This is a genomic window from Bradyrhizobium sp., from assembly GCF_050014615.1.
Lineage (GTDB): Bacteria > Pseudomonadota > Alphaproteobacteria > Rhizobiales > Xanthobacteraceae > Bradyrhizobium.
The window spans coordinates 1-17,091 of the sequence record NZ_JBEKCZ010000004.1; the positions used below are offsets into that span (position 1 = coordinate 1).

Consider the following 17,091-nt stretch of genomic DNA (forward strand, 5'->3'; position numbering starts at 1 on the left):
CGCCCAAGACCGGACCGAACAGCGAACCCATGCCGCCGAGGATGACCATGACCATCAGGTCGCCGGAACGGGTCCAGTACATCACCGCCGGGCTGATGAAGTCGGTGTTGTTGGCCAACAGCGCACCGGCCAGGCCGCACATCGTGCCCGCGACGACGAAGCACACCAGCCGGTAGCGCGTGACCGGAAAGCCGATCGCCTGCATGCGCTGCTCATTGGAGCGCAGGCCCTGCACCACCAGGCCGAAGCGCGAATTGACGATGCGCCAGACCAGATAGATCCCGCCGAACAAACAACCCGTACAGAGGTAATAGAACTGCACGCGGCTCGACAGATTGATCAGGCCGCTAAAATCGCTGCGCTTGTAGATGGTGAGACCATCGTCGCCGCCGTAGCGCGCCAATCCGGCTGCGACGTAATAGGCCATCTGCGCGAAGGCGAGCGTGATCATGATGAAATAGACGCCGCGGGTGCGCAGCGACAACGCTCCGATCACGAGCGCGAACAGCGCCGAGGCCAAGAGCGCCACCGGCCACTGGATGAAACCGGAGCCGATCCCCTCGGCGGCGAGAATGCCGACGGCATAGCCGCCGATGCCGAGATAGGCGGCGTGGCCGAAACTCATCATGCCGCCATAGCCCATGATGAGATTGAGGCTGACCGCCGCCAGCGCGAAGATGACGATGCGGGTGAACAAGGTCAGCACGAACATGTTTCCGCTGAACTGCGCATAGAGCGGCAGCAACAGCAGGCCGGCGACGATCAGCGCCGCGACCACATTGCGGGCATTGAGCGAAGCGGTCATCGACGGTTGGCTGGAAACAGCCCCTCCGGTCTTACCACCAGCACGATCGCCATCAACAGATAGATCAGCATCGAGGACAGTGCCGGCGCTGCGGTCGACGCCGCCGCCGAACTCAGGATCTTTCGCAACAGGTCAGGCAGGAAGGCGCGGCCGAGCGTGTCGATCATCCCGACCAGGATCGAGGCAACGAACGCGCCGCGGATCGAACCGATGCCTCCGATCACGATGATGACGAAGGCGAGTATCAGGATGTTCTCGCCCATCCCGATCTGGACCGTCAAAATCGGCGCCTGCATCAGCCCGGCGAGGCCGGCCAGCGCCGCCCCGAGCCCGAACACCAGCGTATAGAGCAGCTTGATGTTGATGCCGAGCGCCCCGATCATTTCCCGGTTGGAGGCGCCGGCGCGGATCAGCATGCCGAGCCGGGTTCGCATCACGACGACGTACAACATCAGGGCGACCGCGAGCGCGACCACAATGATCGCCAGCCGGTAGGCGGGATAGAACACGCCGGGCACGATCTGGATCGGCACTGTCAGCCAGGCCGGCAGCGGCAGCGCGAGGCCCGCCGGACCCCAGATCAACCGCACCGCGTCATTGAAAAACAGGATCAGCCCGAACGTCGCCAGCACGTGATCGAGATGATCGCGGCCGTAGAGATGCCGAAGCGCGATGAATTCCAGCGCGATCCCGAGCAGCAGCGTGGCGCCGAGCGCCAGGACGATGCCGCCGATGAAACTCCCGGTCCACGCCACGAAGGTCGCCGCGAAATAGGCGCCCATCATGTAGAGCGAACCATGCGCGAGATTGACGAGGTCCATGATGCCGAATACCAGCGTCAATCCCGCCGCCAGCAGAAACAGCAGCAGGCCGAGCTGCAGACCATTGAGGAATTGTTCGACGACAAGCAGCATGGACTAGGTCGTTTTCCGGTTAGGACGCGTCATCAACCTGCGCACCAGGAATTATTTTAAGCATAAAGCAATTTGCCGACAAGTATTATCGCAGCATAGGGGATGGGATAGCCTTGTGGCTCGATACGGGCGTCGTTGCCGCGCTCCTCACCATGAGGGTTTGGAGCACTTCATCCTGAGACGACGCGCAACGCCGTGCCGAGGGATGAAGCCAATAGACTGCAAGACATGTGCCGACAGGAAAACAGCGGCAGCGCGAACGCCGCCGCTGTTTTGGGCAGGGTTGATAATCATTTCATCGGGCATTTGTCGTGGAAGCGATCCTGGTCGTCCTTGACGATGGTGGCGACGGTTTTCAGCGACAATACGCCGTCCGCATCCTTGACCACGTCCTGCAGATAGAAATTCTGGACCGGGATGTGGTTGCTGCCGTATTTGAACGGGCCGCGCAGCGATTTGAAATTCGCTTTCTCCATCTCCGCCTTCATCGCGTCCTTCTTGCTGGTGTCGCCCTTGACCGCGACCACGGCGCTGTTGATCAGCTGCGCTGCGTCATAGGCCTGCGCGCCGTAATAGGTCGGGCGCAGCCCCGGGTATTTCTTGCGGTAGTCGGCGACGAACCGCTTGTTCTCGTCATTGGGCAGATCGTTCACCCACTCCTGGGCGCCGGGAACGCCGAGCGCATTGTCCTTCTGCAACGGCAGGGACAGCTCATCGATGGTGAAAGCCGTATAAAGCGGGATCTGCTGCTTGATGCCGGCCTGCACATATTGATTGAGGAACTGCACCCCGGCGGCGCCCGGATAGAACACGAAGATCGACTCGGCTTTTGAGGCGCGCGCCTTGGAGAGCTCGGCCGAGAAGTCGAGCTGGCTCGGCCACACCGTGTATTCCTCGCCCAGCACCTCGCCCTTGAACGTGCTCTTGACGCCGGCCAGCATGTCCTTGCCGGCGGCATAGTTCGGGCCGATCAGGAACACCGACTTGACGCCCTTCTGATTCATGTACAGGCCCATGGCCGCCGGGGTCTGGTCGTTTTGCCAGGAGGTCGAAAACACATAAGGCGAGCACAGATCACCGGCGAGTTGCGACGGTCCGGCGTTGGCCGAGATCAGGAAGGTCTGCGAATCCACCGCGGTCTTGAGCGAAGCCAGCAGCACGTTCGACCAGATATAACCGGCGATGAAGTCGACCTTGTCGGACTGCACCAGCTTCTCGGTCTTCTGCTTGCCGACGTCGGGTTTCTGCTGGTCGTCCTCATAGATCACCTCGACCGGCAGTCCGCCCATCTTGCGGCCCAGATGATCGAGCGCCAGCTCGAACGAATTGCGCATGTCGTTGCCGATCACGGCGGTCGGCCCGCTGAACGTCGAGACAAAGCCGATCTTGATGGTGTCAGCCGCATCAGCGGGATTTGCCAGCGCCAGAACCGTCGCGCCCGCCAGCCAGAATGCCGATTTCATGTCCGTTCTACTCCCCTTATGACGCCAGCCCATGCCCGTGCGCAATTACCAGTCCAGTTCTCATCGCGCGGGCTTTAACGGTATTCGACACTGTAGTGTGATCCTGCGCGGTCTTAAAGACCGTTGCAACGGCTTTTGGCATGCGACTTCCGTCCAATTCAGATTCGGGGCAATCTGGTCGCCGCATATTGCTGCGGCGACGGCGATATCCATTCCTAGAGGATGATGCTGGGATTGCGGATAGATTGGTCGCATACCAGCAAATTCACCTGCTTGGCAGATATTTTCCAATCCCCGCCGATCCTCCGGAACCGGTGTCCGGCCCAGCCGGCCAGCGTGCGGGTTTCGTCGTCCCAGAACTCGCTGATCAGAAAGTTCGAGCGCACCAGGCGCTGGTCGCGATTTTCGGATGCTAAAACCTCGACGTTGGAAACAAGCCGTACCGTGCGGGACGACGGCGCTTGCGACCACGCAAAGCCGGTCGATAGACGAAACACCCGATCTTCGAGCCTTCGGCGATCATCGAACATCACCGCGATCTCGCGCCGCGGATCGCCGCCATTGGGCGTGCTCGGTACCCAGTAAAGGCACTCATCGGCGTAAAACTTAAGCCACTGCTTGAACTGAAGCCGGTCGAGCAGGCGGGCTTCGCGCTCGACAAGGCCGCGAAACAAATCGCGCTCCGCGCTGTCCTCGACGGTCGGGCCATCCTGTCGCAATGTTTCGAAATCGGCGATCAATTCAGAATAGAGCGCGTCATCGACATAATACGAGTAGCGCGATGGATCGTGGGCCGGCTGTGCCATGGTCATGGCTCCCGCCGGATCGTCAACGCAGGCTCGGCTTTCATCAACCGCTTCCATTCCTTGATGTACTCCCGCATGAACATTTCATCGGTCGCCGGGGCCTTGATGGTGCCGTCCTCCAGGGTACGAATACGTCCGGGAATGCCGAGACCCCTGTTCATGTAGATCCACTCGTCCTCCTGGCAGCGCAGTCCGCGCTGGATTTGCTCGAAGTTCGTCACGTCGTCGACCTCGCCGAAGTTCGGAAACCCCTCCTGGGTTCGCATCCGCAATGTGTTGATGTCGTTCAACACCTCTTCGCCGATCGTACCGTCGATGTCTTCGATTTTGGTGCCGTACCAGATCGTATCGGTCTCTTCGAACGACAGCGGCTGAAACACCTGGATGTGGTTTCCGAGCAGCGACAGATTCGGAAACACGTTGATGTTGACGGGCTCCGAGCCTGCCAGATCGAGCAGTGCTTCGGCACCATCGCCGAACCTGGTCCGCAGCTTGTGCGCGACGTGCTCCATCCCGGGGTGCAGCGATTCGATCGACCACAAGCCGCCGTTGCGTGGTTGCAGGTTGGGCCGCTTGTCCTTGAAATGGTGGCCGTTGCCCATGTATTGCATGTACATCGGCTGCTCATCGGGCGCGACCTTGTAATAAGACATGCCTTTTTCGGCAGTTTCGTCGGCGAAGCGATTTTCCGTTTCCAGCAGCGAACGGTGCGAATACAGCACATGGTAACCGTCACCGGAATTATCGTAAGCGAGCTTCCAGTTGCCCTTGTATTTGATCCGGTTGGCCTCGCAGACCACGACCTTGCCGCCGGGATTGCGGTCCAGCCACTCGTCGATCGGCTTTCTGATCGGACCGAGGTGATCGCCGATCGAGGCAGCATCGGCGTTCAGCGTTCCGAATATGAAGCCGCGATACGATTCCACGCGCGGCACCTGCGCGAGGTTGAACTTGGGATCCTTTGCCGGATTTTGCCCATAGCCGTCGGCCCATGGCACCCCGCGCAACTGGCCATTGTTGAGAAAATTCCAACCGTGATAGGGGCATTGAAATGAGCGCTTGTTGCCCTTTTCAAACCGGCACAACGTCGTCCCACGATGGCTGCAGCGGTTGTAGAGCGCACGAATAATCCCGTCGCCGTCGCGCGTCATGATCAGCGGACGCAGGCCGAGCTTGGCGGTAATGTAATCATCGACATCGGGAATCTGGCTTTCGTGGGCGAGATAGACCCAGGTGCCGCCAAAAACGTTGCGCATCTCGGCGTCGAAGATCGCCGCGTCGGTATAGAGCCGTTGATGAACGCGATCTTCCTGAACCAGGTGGTCCCAGTCGAATGCGCCGCCGAAATTGCCCAGCCGCGCGGCTTGCGCGCTTTCAATTTGCGTCATCGTGGTCCCCATTCCGGCAATTTCCGCGCTGCCAGTTGCGGCATGTCAGAAGAAATCGAAATATTCATCCTGTTCCCAATCGGTAACTTCATCGTTCGACGGATCGAGATTGTTGTTGTTCACGTACCGCGTGAAGCGGCCTGCTTCGACCCGCTTGAAGGCCAGGTAGTAGTCAATGAAGCGGTCACCCAGTTCGCGGCGAAACAGCGGATCCTGCTCCAGCATTTCAAGCGCGACGAGGAGGCGGTTCGGAAGCCTCGATCCGCCGGCGCTGTAGGGATCGGTGTCCGGCGCGCCGGGATCGCGCGCATTGTCGATGCCATCAAGGCCGCTGATGATCTGCGAGGCAATATAAAGATAGGGATTGGCGGCCGGCTCGCCGATCCGGTTCTCGATGCGCGTGGCGGGACTGCCGACCTCACCGAGAACGCGCAGCAGCACGCCGCGGTGGTCGATACCCCACGCCAACCGATCCGGCGCAAGGGAGTTGGCGCGAAACCGGCGATAGGCGTTCACCGTTGGGTTCGCCAATACGGCTGCCGCAAGTGCATGCTGCAACAGGCCTCCCAGATATGCCTTGCCGACCGGCGACAGGCTCTCGCCCGGGTTGCTCGGCGTGAAAATGTTGGCGCCGCCGCTGGTCTCGACGACGGATTGGTGCAGATGCCAGCCGCTTGGATAGGCCCCCTTCAGCTTGGGGCGGCACATGAAGCTCGCGAGATATCCCATCCGGCGACAAAGTTGCCGGGTCGCGGTCCGAAACAGCACCATATTATCGGCGGCCTGCAGGGCCTCGGCCGGCGCGAAGGTGCATTCGACCTGACCGGGTCCCCATTCGTTTTCGAACGACCTTACCGGCAGATCCAGCTTCTGGTAGGCGCGCGCCAACTCCGAGAGCGGACCGTGCATCAAGTCGAGGCCAGTTTCGGAATGCAATGAATATCCGGCCTCGACGGGATGGGCGCGCAGCGCGCGCCCTTTGATGCCGGGAGCGCCGATATGCTGGTCGGCCAGGCGCTCTTCGGACAGACGAAGCAAGTACCATTCGACCTCAAGTCCCACGACAAGACGCAGCGATCGCTCTCGTAATCGCTGCAGCTGGTTGCGAAGCAAATGCCGGGGCGAGAAGTAAAATGGCTGGCCGGAGCTGAAATAGTCATCGCACAATATCCAGCCGACGTCGGGCTCCCATGGCAGCACGCGAAATGTCGCTGGATCCGGCACGATAACAAGATTGGGCGACCCGGTCATTTCCTCGAGGCCCATGCCGCCACCGCGGGTAAACGACGAGAATATGCGGGCGCCCGAGCCGTCCAGCATGGCCGTCGCCACGTTGATATTGTAACCGCCGCTCAGCGCCGCCTTGAACGCCTGCGTCGTCACCATTTTTACCCGCGACGCGCCGTGCGGATCGGTCCAGGCCACCCGCACCAGGCGGATGCCATCGCTGTCGAGCCGCGCCATGACTTCCCGGGCCTGCCGGCGCTGATCATCAGCCCAAAGCCCGTGCTTCTCGATGAATTCGGCCGGATCGCCCATATGCTGCCCATGATCAGACCGGCTTGCCCGTCGATCGGTACAATGTTGTGGTTTTTAAGCTATCATATCCAATGAATTGTCAGCGACAACACATACCATTTTTGGAATGTCTCGATGAAGAGTCCCCGCAAACCGAAAGCCCGACTATTGAGCCGTCTTCGCATGTCACAGATCGAACTGCTCGCGGCAATGCAGCGGACCGAGACCTTGAGCGCGGCTGCCCGCGAGGTGAATCTCACCCAGCCGGCGGCATCGCGCCTGCTGAGGACACTGGCAGGCGACCTGAATATCGACCTGTTCGAGCGCGTTGGGCGGACGCTGAAGCCGACAACTGCCGGATGGACCCTGGTTCGCAGAGCCGCGGGGCTCATTGCCGATATCGATCGCACCCAGCAGGAGCTTGAGGCAATCGATGGCGGCTTGATCGGCACAGCGAGCATCGGCGCCGGTGTAAGCTCCTGTTACGTCATCGTGCCCCGCGCGCTGACACTGCTCTTGAACGAGGCGCCGCGCATTACCGTCACCGTCCGCGAAGGGCCGATGGATGAACTTCTCGGCAAATTGCATACCGGCCAGATTGACATCCTGGTCGGGCGCTTCAACAGCGGCGTCCAGAGTTCCGACATCACCGCTCGGGAATTGTACCGCCCTGCCGTCAGGGCGGTTTGCGGACCGCATCATCCCTTGGGCAGGAAGCGGGCGGTCACCTGGAACGACTTGATTGAACAACCCTGGATACTGCCGGAAAACGGTACCGCGATGCGCAGCGCCGCCGAGGCGGTTTTTCGAAAGCAGCGCCGCAGACCCGAGCGCTGCCTGGTGGAATCATCATCGATTCAAACCAATGTCGCGTTGATGAACAGTTCGGACCTGATCTGGATGTTGTCGGCCGATGTAGCGGAATACTTCCATAATCTCGGTGCCCTTCGCCTGCCCAATGTTCCCGAACTGGCCGCGCCCGGCGCTTTCGTTATGGCGCATCTTCGCGGACGAAGTCTCTCGCCCGCGGCGCAGCGATTGTCCGACTGCCTGATGAAAGCATCCAGACCGTAGATCTCCTCAGATCAGATATTCCGCGCCGTCGATGACATAGGCCGCGTGGCGGAAATCGCGGATGGCCAGGACCTTGTCGGCCGACCAGTTCAGCAACATGAAGTATTTCGGCCCGGCGCCGGGCTCATTGGGATCGAACACCAGGATGGCCGGATGTCCCTCGACCTGTCCCGGCACCAGATGCCAGTCGCTGAGCCTGGAATAGTTTCCGAAATATCGGGACACCTCGGCCTTGCCATTGACCCGCGCTTTGTTGACGAGATCGAGCCGCACATCGTCCGAGATCATGGCGCGGATGGCGTCGAAATCCCTTGCGTTGAAATGCGCGACATAGGCGCCGAGCCGGTCGCGTTCGGCGCTCGACAATTCCGGGCGCGGCGCGTCATCCGGCTCCTCCGCCAGTTCACGAAGCCGGGCGCGCCCGCGATGCAGCGCCGCCTTGACCGCCGGCAGGCTGTAATCCATGACGTCGCCGACTTCCTGCAACGAGCAGCCGAGCACGTCCATCAGGATGACGCTGGAGCGCTGGGCCACCGGCAGCCGCATGAAGGTGCGAAGGCTGGCACGCGCGATCTCGCGGCTGGCGACGGTATCGGCCGGGTCGGCAATCATGTCCACCTCCTCGCCCGATCGCAGCGCTTCCTGCCGGTTGCGGCGGCGCAGGAAGTCCAGCGCGGTGTTGTGCGCGATCCGGAACAGCCAGCCCTCGGGATTGCCGATCGGACCGGCCGACGCAAACGCTTCCACCGCCTTGATCAGCGTATCCTGCAGCACGTCTTCGCCGTCGATCACCGAGCCGACCATGCGCGCGCAATAGCGATGCAGCCTCGGCCGCAGCGCAATCAGCAAACCATCGATGCTATCGGTGGCCGACATTTCCGGAACCGGTTTCATTCTGCCTCAGGTTTCACCCATTGGTCCGATTCTAACGTGGCGGCATCTTGTCGAATTTCGGCAAGGCCGGATCGACATGGTCCCAGGCATGACCGCGCACAGTATACGTCACCGCCTGCGGTTTGTATCGGCCGGGGTCATCAAGGCTCGCCGCGTGCACGGTGAACAGGTCCGGCATCGCCGCGAACGTCATATACACCGGTGAACCGCAACTGGGGCAGAAGGCGCGGGTCTTCACATTCCCGGAATCGCCAACAATGTCCCAATGCGTCGCTTCGCCTGCGAGCTTCACGCGGCTCTTGCCGGGGAAGGACAAATAGGAGCCGTGCCCGGTGCCGCTCTTGCGCTGACAGTCGCGGCACTGGCACTCGTTCATGAACACCGGCTCGGCAGAGATTTCATAGCGGATCGCACCACAGGCGCATCCGCCGCTATAGGTCTCGCTCATGTCTTCTCTCCTGTCCTATTCCCAACTGTCGAGCTTGATCTCGTTTGGCCAGGGCGCACCCTTCCCGGTCTCGAGAAGCGACTTCAGGCTCAGCAGAAAGACGCCCCATTTGGTGCTGCAATGGTGCATGAACTCCACCGGCTCCTTCCAGCCCTGGTGCTTGAACAGGATGATGGTCCAGTCGCCGTCCTGCCTGAGCTCCCAATCTACCTTGGTGCCGATCCATTCCTGCGGCCCGTCGACCACTTGCCACAGCACGTGTCTGCCGGGATCAAGCTCGAGAACCTTCATGTCGAAACCGCCGGCGCCGAAGCGGAATTGCAGTACGCCACCGACTTTGCTTTCGCCTTGCGTGTCGCTGGTCCACCAGCCGGAAAGACCCTCGCGCGTGGTCAAGGCCTGATAAACATCCTTCAGCGACGACGATTTGATTCCGACCTTGTGTAAAATATCGACCATCTGCGATTTCTCCTTCCAATGTTGTCTCGCGTACAATCTCATGCATCGAGCGAAACGATGCCAAGGTCACCCTTCATGCCGAACGCCACGCCAGCCGCGTAGCGCGGATCGGTCAGGATCGACACCACATTGTCGCCGACCTTGCGCGGCGGCATCGGCGCGCCGAACCCTGCAAAGAAGGCCTCAACGCTGACGCCCTTGCTCCTCGCGTAAGCCTCGCCCGCTGCGCGCCCGAGTTCGGTGTCGCCGATGATCTGCTGGGGCAGGATCGCCTGGAAACGGATGCCGAGATCGAGCTGCCGGGCCACGTCGTTGGCATAGAGCGCCATCAGCCACAGCATCCGCTTGGCGCCGGCATAGCTGCCGGATAATGGCGAGCCGTTCAGCGCCGCCCCGCTCGATGCGATGATCACGCGGCTGTCGCGCGGCAAGGGAAGGCGTAACGCCTCCTGCACCCAGTGAAAGCCGGCCTTGACGTCGACGTTCCACACCCGGCTGAAGTCTTCCCAACTGAGCTCGTGCAGCGGACCCATCGGCGGCGTCGCGCCGGCATTGAGCACCAGCACCGACGGCCGAACGCCCGAAACAACGTCCCGTGCCAGCTTTTCGTCGGTGACATCGCCACCAACAACATCCACGCCGAGCCGTTGCGAGACTTCGGCGAGACGCACCGGATCGCGCGCGACGACCGTCACCTTTGCCTTCTGGGCCACCAGCGCCTCGACAATGCCGAGCCCGAGCCCGCGGCTTCCTCCGGTGACGACGACCTTCTGCCCTTCGAGGGTTTCCATGGCGCTTTTTCCTTCTTCAATGCGTCTCGATCCCAAGACGTTCGGCCACGGCAAAAGGATTCGGGCTGAACGAAAAAATTTCGACCGCATCCCTGGCCCGCTCCGGAGGCCGCCAGCCGCTTGTTTGCGGCCTATAGCTCACCGAGCATGCGATAATTGCCGACGACGGTCACACTGCCGACCTGCGGCGGCTCAGCACAGCGGTCGCGAATTCCGCTCTGAAATGTCTTGAAAGCGGCCAGAGTCGGGAGCGCGCTGGAGCCGTCGCTGGCTTCAGTCTCGACCAAATGAATAAAACTGTTGTCGTCGAGCCGCAGCGAAAGATAGCGAACGCCATCGGGCCTCGCGGTTTTCAGTTCCGCAAACACCCCGGCGATCAGTTCGGCGTTCTTGTCCGCCATTTCCGGCTTGGTCTTGTACCTGATCAAGGTTCGTTTCATCGTCCTCTCCATCGCAGGTTCCGCGAACCGGGATCGTCGCGTCTCGTGCCCATAGACGTTCGACCCTCACAAAAGGATTCGGCCGGAAAAAATATTTTTCATGTTGCGGAACGCCAGCCTTGTCGACCGGCGATACGTTTTCGCTATCGATCGATTGGGAAACCGGCCTTGGCCCTGAACCGTTAAACGTCTACATCCATGGAGCCTGAAGAAATCTCAACCGAAGGCGGCCTCACATGACCACCGAGCAGCCCCGTACCGAAAAGCTTCATCGCGTGATGATCGTCGGCGCCGGCTTTGGCGGCTTGGAAACGGCGCATCGGCTTGCCGGCGCGCCGGTCTCGATCACGCTGGTCGACCGCCGCAACCATCATCTGTTCCAGCCGCTTTTATATCAGGTCGCCACGGCCTCACTGGCGACTTCGGAGATCGCCTGGCCGATCCGCTATCTGTTGCGCGGCCGCCCCGAGGTCACGACCTTGTTCGCCACCGTGACCGGCGTCGATGCGGACGGCCATCGGGTGCTGCTCGATGACGGCGACGCCTTGCCCTATGACACACTGGTTCTCGCCACCGGCGCCCGTCACGCCTATTTCGGCCATGACGAATGGGAGCCGTTCGCGCCCGGCCTGAAAACGCTTGAGGACGCCACCACGCTGCGGCGGCGTATTCTGGTCGCCTTCGAGCGCGCCGAGCGCGAGACCGATCCGCAGCGGCGCGCGGCGCTTCTTACGTTTGTCATTGTCGGCGCCGGGCCGACCGGCGTCGAACTAGCCGGCACCATCGCCGAGCTGGCCCAGGACACGCTGCCGCCTGATTTCCGCAACATCGACACCCAGAAGGCGCGTGTCGTTCTGATCGAGGCCGGGCCCCGGGTATTGGCCGGCTTTGCCGACGACCTCTCCGCCTATGCCCAGCGCGCGCTGGAAAGCATCGGTGTCGAAGTGGTGCTGGGACAGCCCGTCACCGAATGCTCGGCCGACGGCGTCGTGTATGGCGGCCACAGCCTGCAGGCCAAGACGCTGATCTGGGCCGCCGGCGTGCGCGCGTCGCCCGCTGCCGAATGGCTCAATGCGGCGTCGGACCGCGCCGGCCGTTTGCAGGTGCAGCCTGATCTTACGGTCTCTGGCCATCCCGATATATTCGCGATCGGCGATACCGTTACTGTCGCGGACGCCGATGGAAAGCCGGTGCCCGGGATTGCCCCCGCCGCCAAGCAGCAGGGACGCTATGTCGCCAATTGCATCAAGGCGCGGCTGCGCGGCGAAACACCCGCGCCGTTTCGCTACCGGCACGCCGGCAGCCTGGCGCAGATCGGCAAGCGCAAGGCGGTGATCGATTTCGGATCGATCAAGCTGCGCGGCACCCTCGCCTGGTGGATATGGGGCATCGCCCACATCTACTTCCTGATCGGGCTGCGCAACCGGCTCAGCGTCGCCATCAGCTGGCTGTGGATCCACGCCCGCGATCAGCGCGCCGCGCGCCTGATCACGCAAGGCAGCAGCAAGGTGGTGCGGTGACGGGTAGGCCTGCGCTCAATCGCCGTTCACGCTCCTGCCGATCAGGCCATACAATTATAGATTGACATCATATATGACGCACCTTTAGCGTGGAAGGCCTTGAGGGAGGCCCGCGCCATGGCGAGAGCAGCAGCACCCAAAAAGAAAGCCGCAAAAAAGAAGGCTTCGAAAAAGAAGGCTTCGAAAAAGAAAGCACCGGCAAAAAAAAGAACGCCGGCCATGTCAGCGCCGGTGTCCACAGCGGTGTCCGCGCCGCAAGCCACTCCGGCGCCGGTAGCAGCGCCCGCCGCCGTGGCAACGTCAGATTCAACCACACCGCCCAAATCCACCGTCACCAACGTTATCGACGATCCGTCCATAAGTCTGCAGCGGTTCGACCTGCAGGACCTGCAGCCCTATACCCAGGAGAAGGTTTACGCGACCACGGCGAGCAAGGACTTTCATCTGTTTTATGTTGGGCGTGACGACGTCCACGCCATCCTCAAACACGTTCTGTCCCGCGTCAGCGTCTCGCTCTATCTGAACATGTTCGGGTTCGATGACGATGAACTCAACGAGATCCTGAAGAAAATCGCGGTCGACAAAACGATCACGATGCTGGTGACGCTGGACAAAAGCCAGGCCGGCGGAAAGCACGAGAAAGCCTTGCTGGACGCCGACAGAAGGGAGGACCTCGCGCTGTTCAACACCCACGTGGCCATTGGCCAGTCCCTCACACATCAGATCAGCCACACCAAGGGTTTTGTCGCCGACGGCAAGGTCGCCGGTGAGGGATCGACCAACTGGTCGGTCTCGGGCGAAGGCCAGGCCGTGGGCAGCACTTTCGACGTCAAGGCCGCGGGTTTCAAAGCGCAGAACAATACCCAGTCGATCATCACCGATCCCGACACGATCAGCCGCTTCACGGCCGAGTTGATCGCCGAACACATGGTTGCGCAGGATCAGGCTTCAAACGTCAGGACGGCGAAGGCCGTCCGGGCTGTCAAGGCGGCCGCCAGGAAATAGTCCAGCACGATCGCGCGCCGCCTGACCCTCGCGGCGCATCGATCACATCACTTCACGAGCGAACAACCGCCGTCGGCGATCGGCCGGAACGCCTGATCGGCTGATGTGGTCGAAACCAGTTTGTAATAGTCGTAGGGATATTTCGATTCCTCCGGCTTCTTGACCTCGAACAGATACATCGGATGGATGACGCGGCCATCCTGGCGGATGGTGACATCGCCGAACAATTTGTCCTTGCCCTTGAATTTTTTCATCTGCGGCACGACGTCCCTGGCGTCATCACTGCCGGTCGCCGCCGCCGCGTTGAGATACGCCAGCGTCGAGGCGTAGACGCCGGCCTGATTGCCGCTCGGCATCTTGCCGTTCATGCCCGGCCGGGCACTGAAACGTTTGGCGAAGGCCCGGGTGTCGTCGTTCATGTCCCAGTAGAAGGCTTCCAGCAGTTGCAGTCCCTGCGCGACCTTCAGTCCCATGCCGTGCACGTCGTTGATGAACAGCAGGAAGGCCACCAGGGTCTGGCCGCCTTCCTTGATGCCGAATTCACCGGCCTGCTTGACCGCATTGATGGTGTCGCCGCCGGCATTGGCGAGACCAATCACCTTGGCCCTGGAATTCTGGGCCTGCAGCAGCAGCGACGCGAAATCCGGCGTGTTGAGCGGATGCTTGGCCGAGCCCAGCACCTTGCCGCCGTGCTTCTCGATGTAGCTGGTGGCTTCGGCCTCGATACCCTGGCCGAGCGCGTAATTCACCGTGATGAAATACCAGTCCATGCCGCCGCGCTTCATCATCGCCGCCGCCGTGGTGTTGCCGGTCGCCCAGGCATCGTTGACCCATTGGATGGTGTTCGGCGAGCAGGCCTTTCCGGTCAGATCGGAGCTGGCGGTGGAAGAGGCCAGGAACGTCATCCGGGTGTCGCGCAACAGCGCGTTGACGGTGAGGCCGACGGCCGAATTCGGCACATCGACCACCGCGTCAACCTTGTCGACGTCGAGCCATTTGCGCACGATGGCCGAGCCAACATCCGCCTTGTTCTGGTGATCGGCGTAGACGATCTCGACCTTGATATTCTTGCCGCCGCCATCGAAATCTTCCGCGGCCATCCGCGCGGCCTCGACCGAGCCCATGCCGTTGGTGTCCTGGAAGATGCCGGAAATATCGTTGAGCACGCCGATCCGAACCACATTGTCGGAAATTTCCGCGCGCGCGGATCCCCCTGCGGCACACGACAACGCCAGTGCCAGACACCCAATCAGCCCCCTCATCGCGTCTCTCCCTCTTGATTTGTTTGTTTTGATTTTTGGCGTCTTGCCGCCGCAGCCGGGCATCCCTGGCTGCCCGGTCGACGCGTCGTTCTCGCCATCATGCGACGTTTTGCGCGACAGGAGAACCACGCGCGCCGGCAAGATCGCCGGTAAGATGTCGTCGCGCGCCAAAGGCAAAGCCCTCCGGCGGACGGGCCCGATGTCCGGAATAACCCTGCTCATAAGATAGGCAGCCGTGATCGCGCCGATTTCCCCCAAGGGCCCCAACGGCACCCCTAAAAATGGTACAAATAACTGATAACAAAGATTTATTTGTGGAATTAAGGTCAGCAATTCCGATGTACACAATGGCACACTGCTTGCTTCGACCGGGGAAGGATTCTAGTCCCGGAGCGTAGTCAGCAATGGCGAACCTCAACCCACCCTTCGTGTTTTGCATCCGGAGACACTCCTTGCCGTACCCGCCGACCAAGCTCATTCCCGATCGGGGCCGCGCGTGACTGAAACGGTCGCCGCAATCCTCGCCGCGCATCGCGCCGGCACCCTGTCGCCTGCGGAAACCGTCGCGCGCAGCTATCAGCGGATCCGCGAGCACAACGACCCTGCCATCTTCATCAGCCTGCGCGACGAAGCGGATGCGCTGGCGGAAGCGGAAGCCCTGACCGCAAAAAATGCCTCGCTGCTTCCGCTCTACGGCATTCCCGTCGCGGTGAAGGACAATATCGACGTCGCCGGATTGCCCACCACCGCCGCCTGCCCGGCGTTTTCCTACTTGCCCGCGCACGACGCGACCGCGGTGGCGCGGCTGCGCGCGGCCGGCGCCATCATGATCGGCAAGACCAATCTCGATCAGTTCGCCACCGGTCTCGTCGGCGTGCGCTCGCCCTACGGCATCCCCAACAATCCGATACGCGGCGACCTCATTCCGGGCGGTTCGAGTTCAGGATCGGCGGTGGCGGTGTCGACCGGGCTGGTGCCGCTCGCATTGGGCACCGATACCGCGGGCTCCGGCCGCGTGCCGGCGATGCTCAACAATATCGTCGGGCTGAAGCCGAGCCTCGGACTGGTCTCCACCGCCGGCATGGTGCCGGCGTGCCGGACGCTGGATTGCGTGTCGGTTTTTGCGCTCACCGTCGATGACGCGACGGCGGCGCTGGCCGCGATGGCCGGCCCCGATGGGGCCGACCCGTTTTCGCGCAACCGGCCGCTGGGGCAGGTCGCCTCGTTTCCCGCCAATCTGAAGCTGGGCGTGCCGCGCGACGGTCAGTTGATCTTTTTCGGCGACAAGGCCGCGGAAGCCGCTTACGCCGCGGCCCTCCAGCGCTGGACCGCGCTTGGTGCCACGCTGGTCGGGTTCGATCTCGAGCCGTTCTATGAAACCGCGCGGCTGCTCTATGAAGGGCCGTGGGTCGCGGAACGCTATCTGGTGATCCGCAATCTCCTGGCCTCATCGCCGGATGCGATCCATCCGATCACGCGCGAAATAGCCGCCGGCGGCGCGCGGCTCACCGCCGCCGATACCTTCGCCGCACTGTACCGGCTGCAGACGCTGCGCCGCATCGCCGAGCGCGCTTTTGCGAATATCGACGCGCTGGTGCTGCCGACGACGCCGACCGTGTACTCGACCGCGCAGGTGCTCGCCAATCCGATCGAACTCAACAGCCGGCTCGGCACCTACACCAATTTCGTCAACCTGCTCGACCTCTGCGGCCTCGCATTGCCGGCGTCGATCAGATCAGACGATATTCCGTTCGGCATCACGCTGTTGGCACCCGCCGGTCAGGACGCACAGCTCGCCGGCATCGGGCGGGTGTTTCACGCCGATACCAAACTGACCCTGGGCAGCCGCTGCGTGCCGCAGCCGCCGCTGGCGGCGCTGCCGGTCAGCGCCAGCGGCGACGAAATCGCGATCGCCGTGGTCGGCGCGCATCTCTCGGGCATGGTGCTCAACAGCGAATTGAAGGCGCTGGGCGGACGATTGCTGGAGGCCACCGCGACCGCGCCGGACTACAAGCTCTATGCCCTCGACACCACGCCGCCGAAACCCGGCCTGCTGCGGGTGGCCGCGGGAACGGGATCGTCCATCGCGCTGGAAGTCTGGGCGCTCTCAGCCGCGGCGTTCGGCAGGTTCGTCGCCGCCATCCCCTCGCCGATGGCGATCGGCACCATCGTTCTTGCCGACGGTCGCGGCGTCAAAGGCTTCATTGTCGAACCCGCCGCGATCGACGGCGCGCGCGATATCTCGGCTTTCAACGGCTGGCGCGCGTTCGTGGCAGCGGCGGGTTGATATCCCCGCACCTGACA

The 17,091-nt window shown here is 62.0% G+C and carries 17 protein-coding genes; 4 read left to right on the top strand and 13 right to left on the bottom strand.

Features of this window, described 5'->3' with window-relative positions:
• From ABR948_RS01165 to ABR948_RS01190, 6 genes are all read right to left on the bottom strand, one after another.
• On the bottom strand, window positions 1-805 hold an 805-nt coding region (locus ABR948_RS01165), incomplete at its 3' end, for a branched-chain amino acid ABC transporter permease (RefSeq protein ID WP_428113410.1).
• Window positions 802-1,719, bottom strand: a complete 918-nt coding sequence (locus tag ABR948_RS01170) for a branched-chain amino acid ABC transporter permease (RefSeq protein WP_428113411.1) — start codon at window positions 1,717-1,719, stop codon at window positions 802-804. The genes ABR948_RS01170 and ABR948_RS01165, both read right to left, overlap by 4 nt.
• A gap of 290 nt (window positions 1,720-2,009) precedes the next feature.
• Window positions 2,010-3,182 (bottom strand): ABC transporter substrate-binding protein, encoded by a 1,173-nt coding sequence (locus ABR948_RS01175; RefSeq protein WP_428113412.1) that lies wholly within the window; start codon window positions 3,180-3,182, stop codon window positions 2,010-2,012.
• Window positions 3,183-3,397: 215 nt separating this feature from the next.
• Window positions 3,398-3,988 (bottom strand): aromatic-ring-hydroxylating dioxygenase subunit beta, encoded by a 591-nt coding sequence (locus tag ABR948_RS01180; protein ID WP_428113413.1) that lies wholly within the window; start codon window positions 3,986-3,988, stop codon window positions 3,398-3,400.
• A 2-nt stretch (window positions 3,989-3,990) separates the two neighbouring features.
• Window positions 3,991-5,376, bottom strand: coding sequence for an aromatic ring-hydroxylating oxygenase subunit alpha (locus tag ABR948_RS01185; protein WP_428113415.1), 1,386 nt, complete (start codon window positions 5,374-5,376; stop codon window positions 3,991-3,993).
• A gap of 45 nt (window positions 5,377-5,421) precedes the next feature.
• Window positions 5,422-6,915, bottom strand: coding sequence for a glutamine synthetase family protein (locus ABR948_RS01190; protein WP_428113416.1), 1,494 nt, complete (start codon window positions 6,913-6,915; stop codon window positions 5,422-5,424).
• A 162-nt stretch (window positions 6,916-7,077) separates the two neighbouring features.
• Between ABR948_RS01190 and ABR948_RS01195 the strand changes: the two genes are divergently transcribed.
• The gene (locus tag ABR948_RS01195) at window positions 7,078-7,968 is read left to right on the top strand and encodes a LysR family transcriptional regulator (RefSeq protein WP_428113418.1); all 891 of its coding nucleotides are present in this window, start codon (window positions 7,078-7,080) and stop codon (window positions 7,966-7,968) included.
• Window positions 7,969-7,974: 6 nt separating this feature from the next.
• On the opposite strand, the gene ABR948_RS01200 is transcribed toward ABR948_RS01195, so the two are convergent.
• The 5 genes from ABR948_RS01200 to ABR948_RS01220 all read right to left on the bottom strand — a co-directional run bounded on the left by ABR948_RS01200 (window position 7,975) and on the right by ABR948_RS01220 (window position 11,000).
• Window positions 7,975-8,844 carry a sigma-70 family RNA polymerase sigma factor gene (locus ABR948_RS01200; protein ID WP_428113420.1) on the bottom strand — a complete coding sequence of 290 codons (870 nt, stop codon included), beginning with the start codon at window positions 8,842-8,844 and terminating at the stop codon, window positions 7,975-7,977.
• Between the two features lie 49 nt (window positions 8,845-8,893).
• The gene (locus ABR948_RS01205) at window positions 8,894-9,310 is read right to left on the bottom strand and encodes a GFA family protein (RefSeq protein ID WP_428113422.1); all 417 of its coding nucleotides are present in this window, start codon (window positions 9,308-9,310) and stop codon (window positions 8,894-8,896) included.
• 15 nt (window positions 9,311-9,325) lie between these two features.
• Entirely contained in the window at window positions 9,326-9,769 is a 444-nt protein-coding gene (locus ABR948_RS01210; protein WP_428113424.1) for an SRPBCC family protein, read from the bottom strand.
• Between the two features lie 38 nt (window positions 9,770-9,807).
• A complete protein-coding gene (locus ABR948_RS01215) occupies window positions 9,808-10,560 on the bottom strand; it encodes an SDR family NAD(P)-dependent oxidoreductase (protein WP_428113426.1) in 753 nt (250 codons plus the stop codon).
• 131 nt (window positions 10,561-10,691) lie between these two features.
• Complete coding sequence (locus tag ABR948_RS01220) at window positions 10,692-11,000, bottom strand: hypothetical protein (protein ID WP_428113427.1); 309 nt, start codon at window positions 10,998-11,000, stop codon at window positions 10,692-10,694.
• 236 nt (window positions 11,001-11,236) lie between these two features.
• Between ABR948_RS01220 and ABR948_RS01225 the strand changes: the two genes are divergently transcribed.
• On the top strand, window positions 11,237-12,520 hold the full coding sequence (locus ABR948_RS01225; RefSeq protein WP_428113429.1) for an NAD(P)/FAD-dependent oxidoreductase: 1,284 nt from the start codon (window positions 11,237-11,239) through the stop codon (window positions 12,518-12,520).
• A 41-nt stretch (window positions 12,521-12,561) separates the two neighbouring features.
• Here the strand turns inward: ABR948_RS01225 and ABR948_RS01230 are convergent, their stop codons facing one another.
• Entirely contained in the window at window positions 12,562-12,741 is a 180-nt protein-coding gene (locus ABR948_RS01230; protein ID WP_428113431.1) for a hypothetical protein, read from the bottom strand.
• On the opposite strand from ABR948_RS01230, the gene ABR948_RS01235 reads away from it, so the two are divergent.
• Window positions 12,740-13,525 carry a phospholipase D-like domain-containing protein gene (locus tag ABR948_RS01235; RefSeq protein ID WP_428113433.1) on the top strand — a complete coding sequence of 262 codons (786 nt, stop codon included), beginning with the start codon at window positions 12,740-12,742 and terminating at the stop codon, window positions 13,523-13,525. The genes ABR948_RS01230 and ABR948_RS01235 overlap by 2 nt on opposite strands.
• Before the next feature lie 47 nt (window positions 13,526-13,572).
• Here ABR948_RS01235 and ABR948_RS01240 read toward each other — a convergent pair whose 3' ends face one another.
• Entirely contained in the window at window positions 13,573-14,787 is a 1,215-nt protein-coding gene (locus tag ABR948_RS01240) for an ABC transporter substrate-binding protein (protein WP_428113435.1), read from the bottom strand.
• Between the two features lie 496 nt (window positions 14,788-15,283).
• On the opposite strand from ABR948_RS01240, the gene atzF reads away from it, so the two are divergent.
• The gene (atzF, locus tag ABR948_RS01245) at window positions 15,284-17,074 is read left to right on the top strand and encodes an allophanate hydrolase (protein ID WP_428113436.1); all 1,791 of its coding nucleotides are present in this window, start codon (window positions 15,284-15,286) and stop codon (window positions 17,072-17,074) included.
• Window positions 17,075-17,091: the final 17 nt, after the last annotated feature.

Excerpts from the sequence above, each read along its gene's own strand:
- ABR948_RS01200 (WP_428113420.1), bottom strand. The coding sequence starts at position 8,844 with ATGTCGGCCACCGATAGCATCGATGGTTTGCTGATTGCGCTGCGGCCG.
- ABR948_RS01240 (WP_428113435.1), bottom strand. The coding sequence starts at position 14,787 with ATGAGGGGGCTGATTGGGTGTCTGGCACTGGCGTTGTCGTGTGCCGCA.
- ABR948_RS01170 (WP_428113411.1), bottom strand. The coding sequence starts at position 1,719 with ATGCTGCTTGTCGTCGAACAATTCCTCAATGGTCTGCAGCTCGGCCTG.
- ABR948_RS01180 (WP_428113413.1), bottom strand. The coding sequence starts at position 3,988 with ATGGCACAGCCGGCCCACGATCCATCGCGCTACTCGTATTATGTCGAT.
- ABR948_RS01220 (WP_428113427.1), bottom strand. The coding sequence starts at position 11,000 with ATGAAACGAACCTTGATCAGGTACAAGACCAAGCCGGAAATGGCGGAC.
- ABR948_RS01185 (WP_428113415.1), bottom strand. The coding sequence starts at position 5,376 with ATGACGCAAATTGAAAGCGCGCAAGCCGCGCGGCTGGGCAATTTCGGC.
- ABR948_RS01210 (WP_428113424.1), bottom strand. The coding sequence starts at position 9,769 with ATGGTCGATATTTTACACAAGGTCGGAATCAAATCGTCGTCGCTGAAG.
- ABR948_RS01225 (WP_428113429.1), top strand. The coding sequence starts at position 11,237 with ATGACCACCGAGCAGCCCCGTACCGAAAAGCTTCATCGCGTGATGATC.
- ABR948_RS01190 (WP_428113416.1), bottom strand. The coding sequence starts at position 6,915 with ATGGGCGATCCGGCCGAATTCATCGAGAAGCACGGGCTTTGGGCTGAT.
- ABR948_RS01215 (WP_428113426.1), bottom strand. The coding sequence starts at position 10,560 with ATGGAAACCCTCGAAGGGCAGAAGGTCGTCGTCACCGGAGGAAGCCGC.
- ABR948_RS01175 (WP_428113412.1), bottom strand. The coding sequence starts at position 3,182 with ATGAAATCGGCATTCTGGCTGGCGGGCGCGACGGTTCTGGCGCTGGCA.
- ABR948_RS01195 (WP_428113418.1), top strand. The coding sequence starts at position 7,078 with ATGTCACAGATCGAACTGCTCGCGGCAATGCAGCGGACCGAGACCTTG.
- ABR948_RS01230 (WP_428113431.1), bottom strand. The coding sequence starts at position 12,741 with ATGGCCGGCGTTCTTTTTTTTGCCGGTGCTTTCTTTTTCGAAGCCTTC.
- ABR948_RS01205 (WP_428113422.1), bottom strand. The coding sequence starts at position 9,310 with ATGAGCGAGACCTATAGCGGCGGATGCGCCTGTGGTGCGATCCGCTAT.
- ABR948_RS01235 (WP_428113433.1), top strand. The coding sequence starts at position 12,740 with ATGTCAGCGCCGGTGTCCACAGCGGTGTCCGCGCCGCAAGCCACTCCG.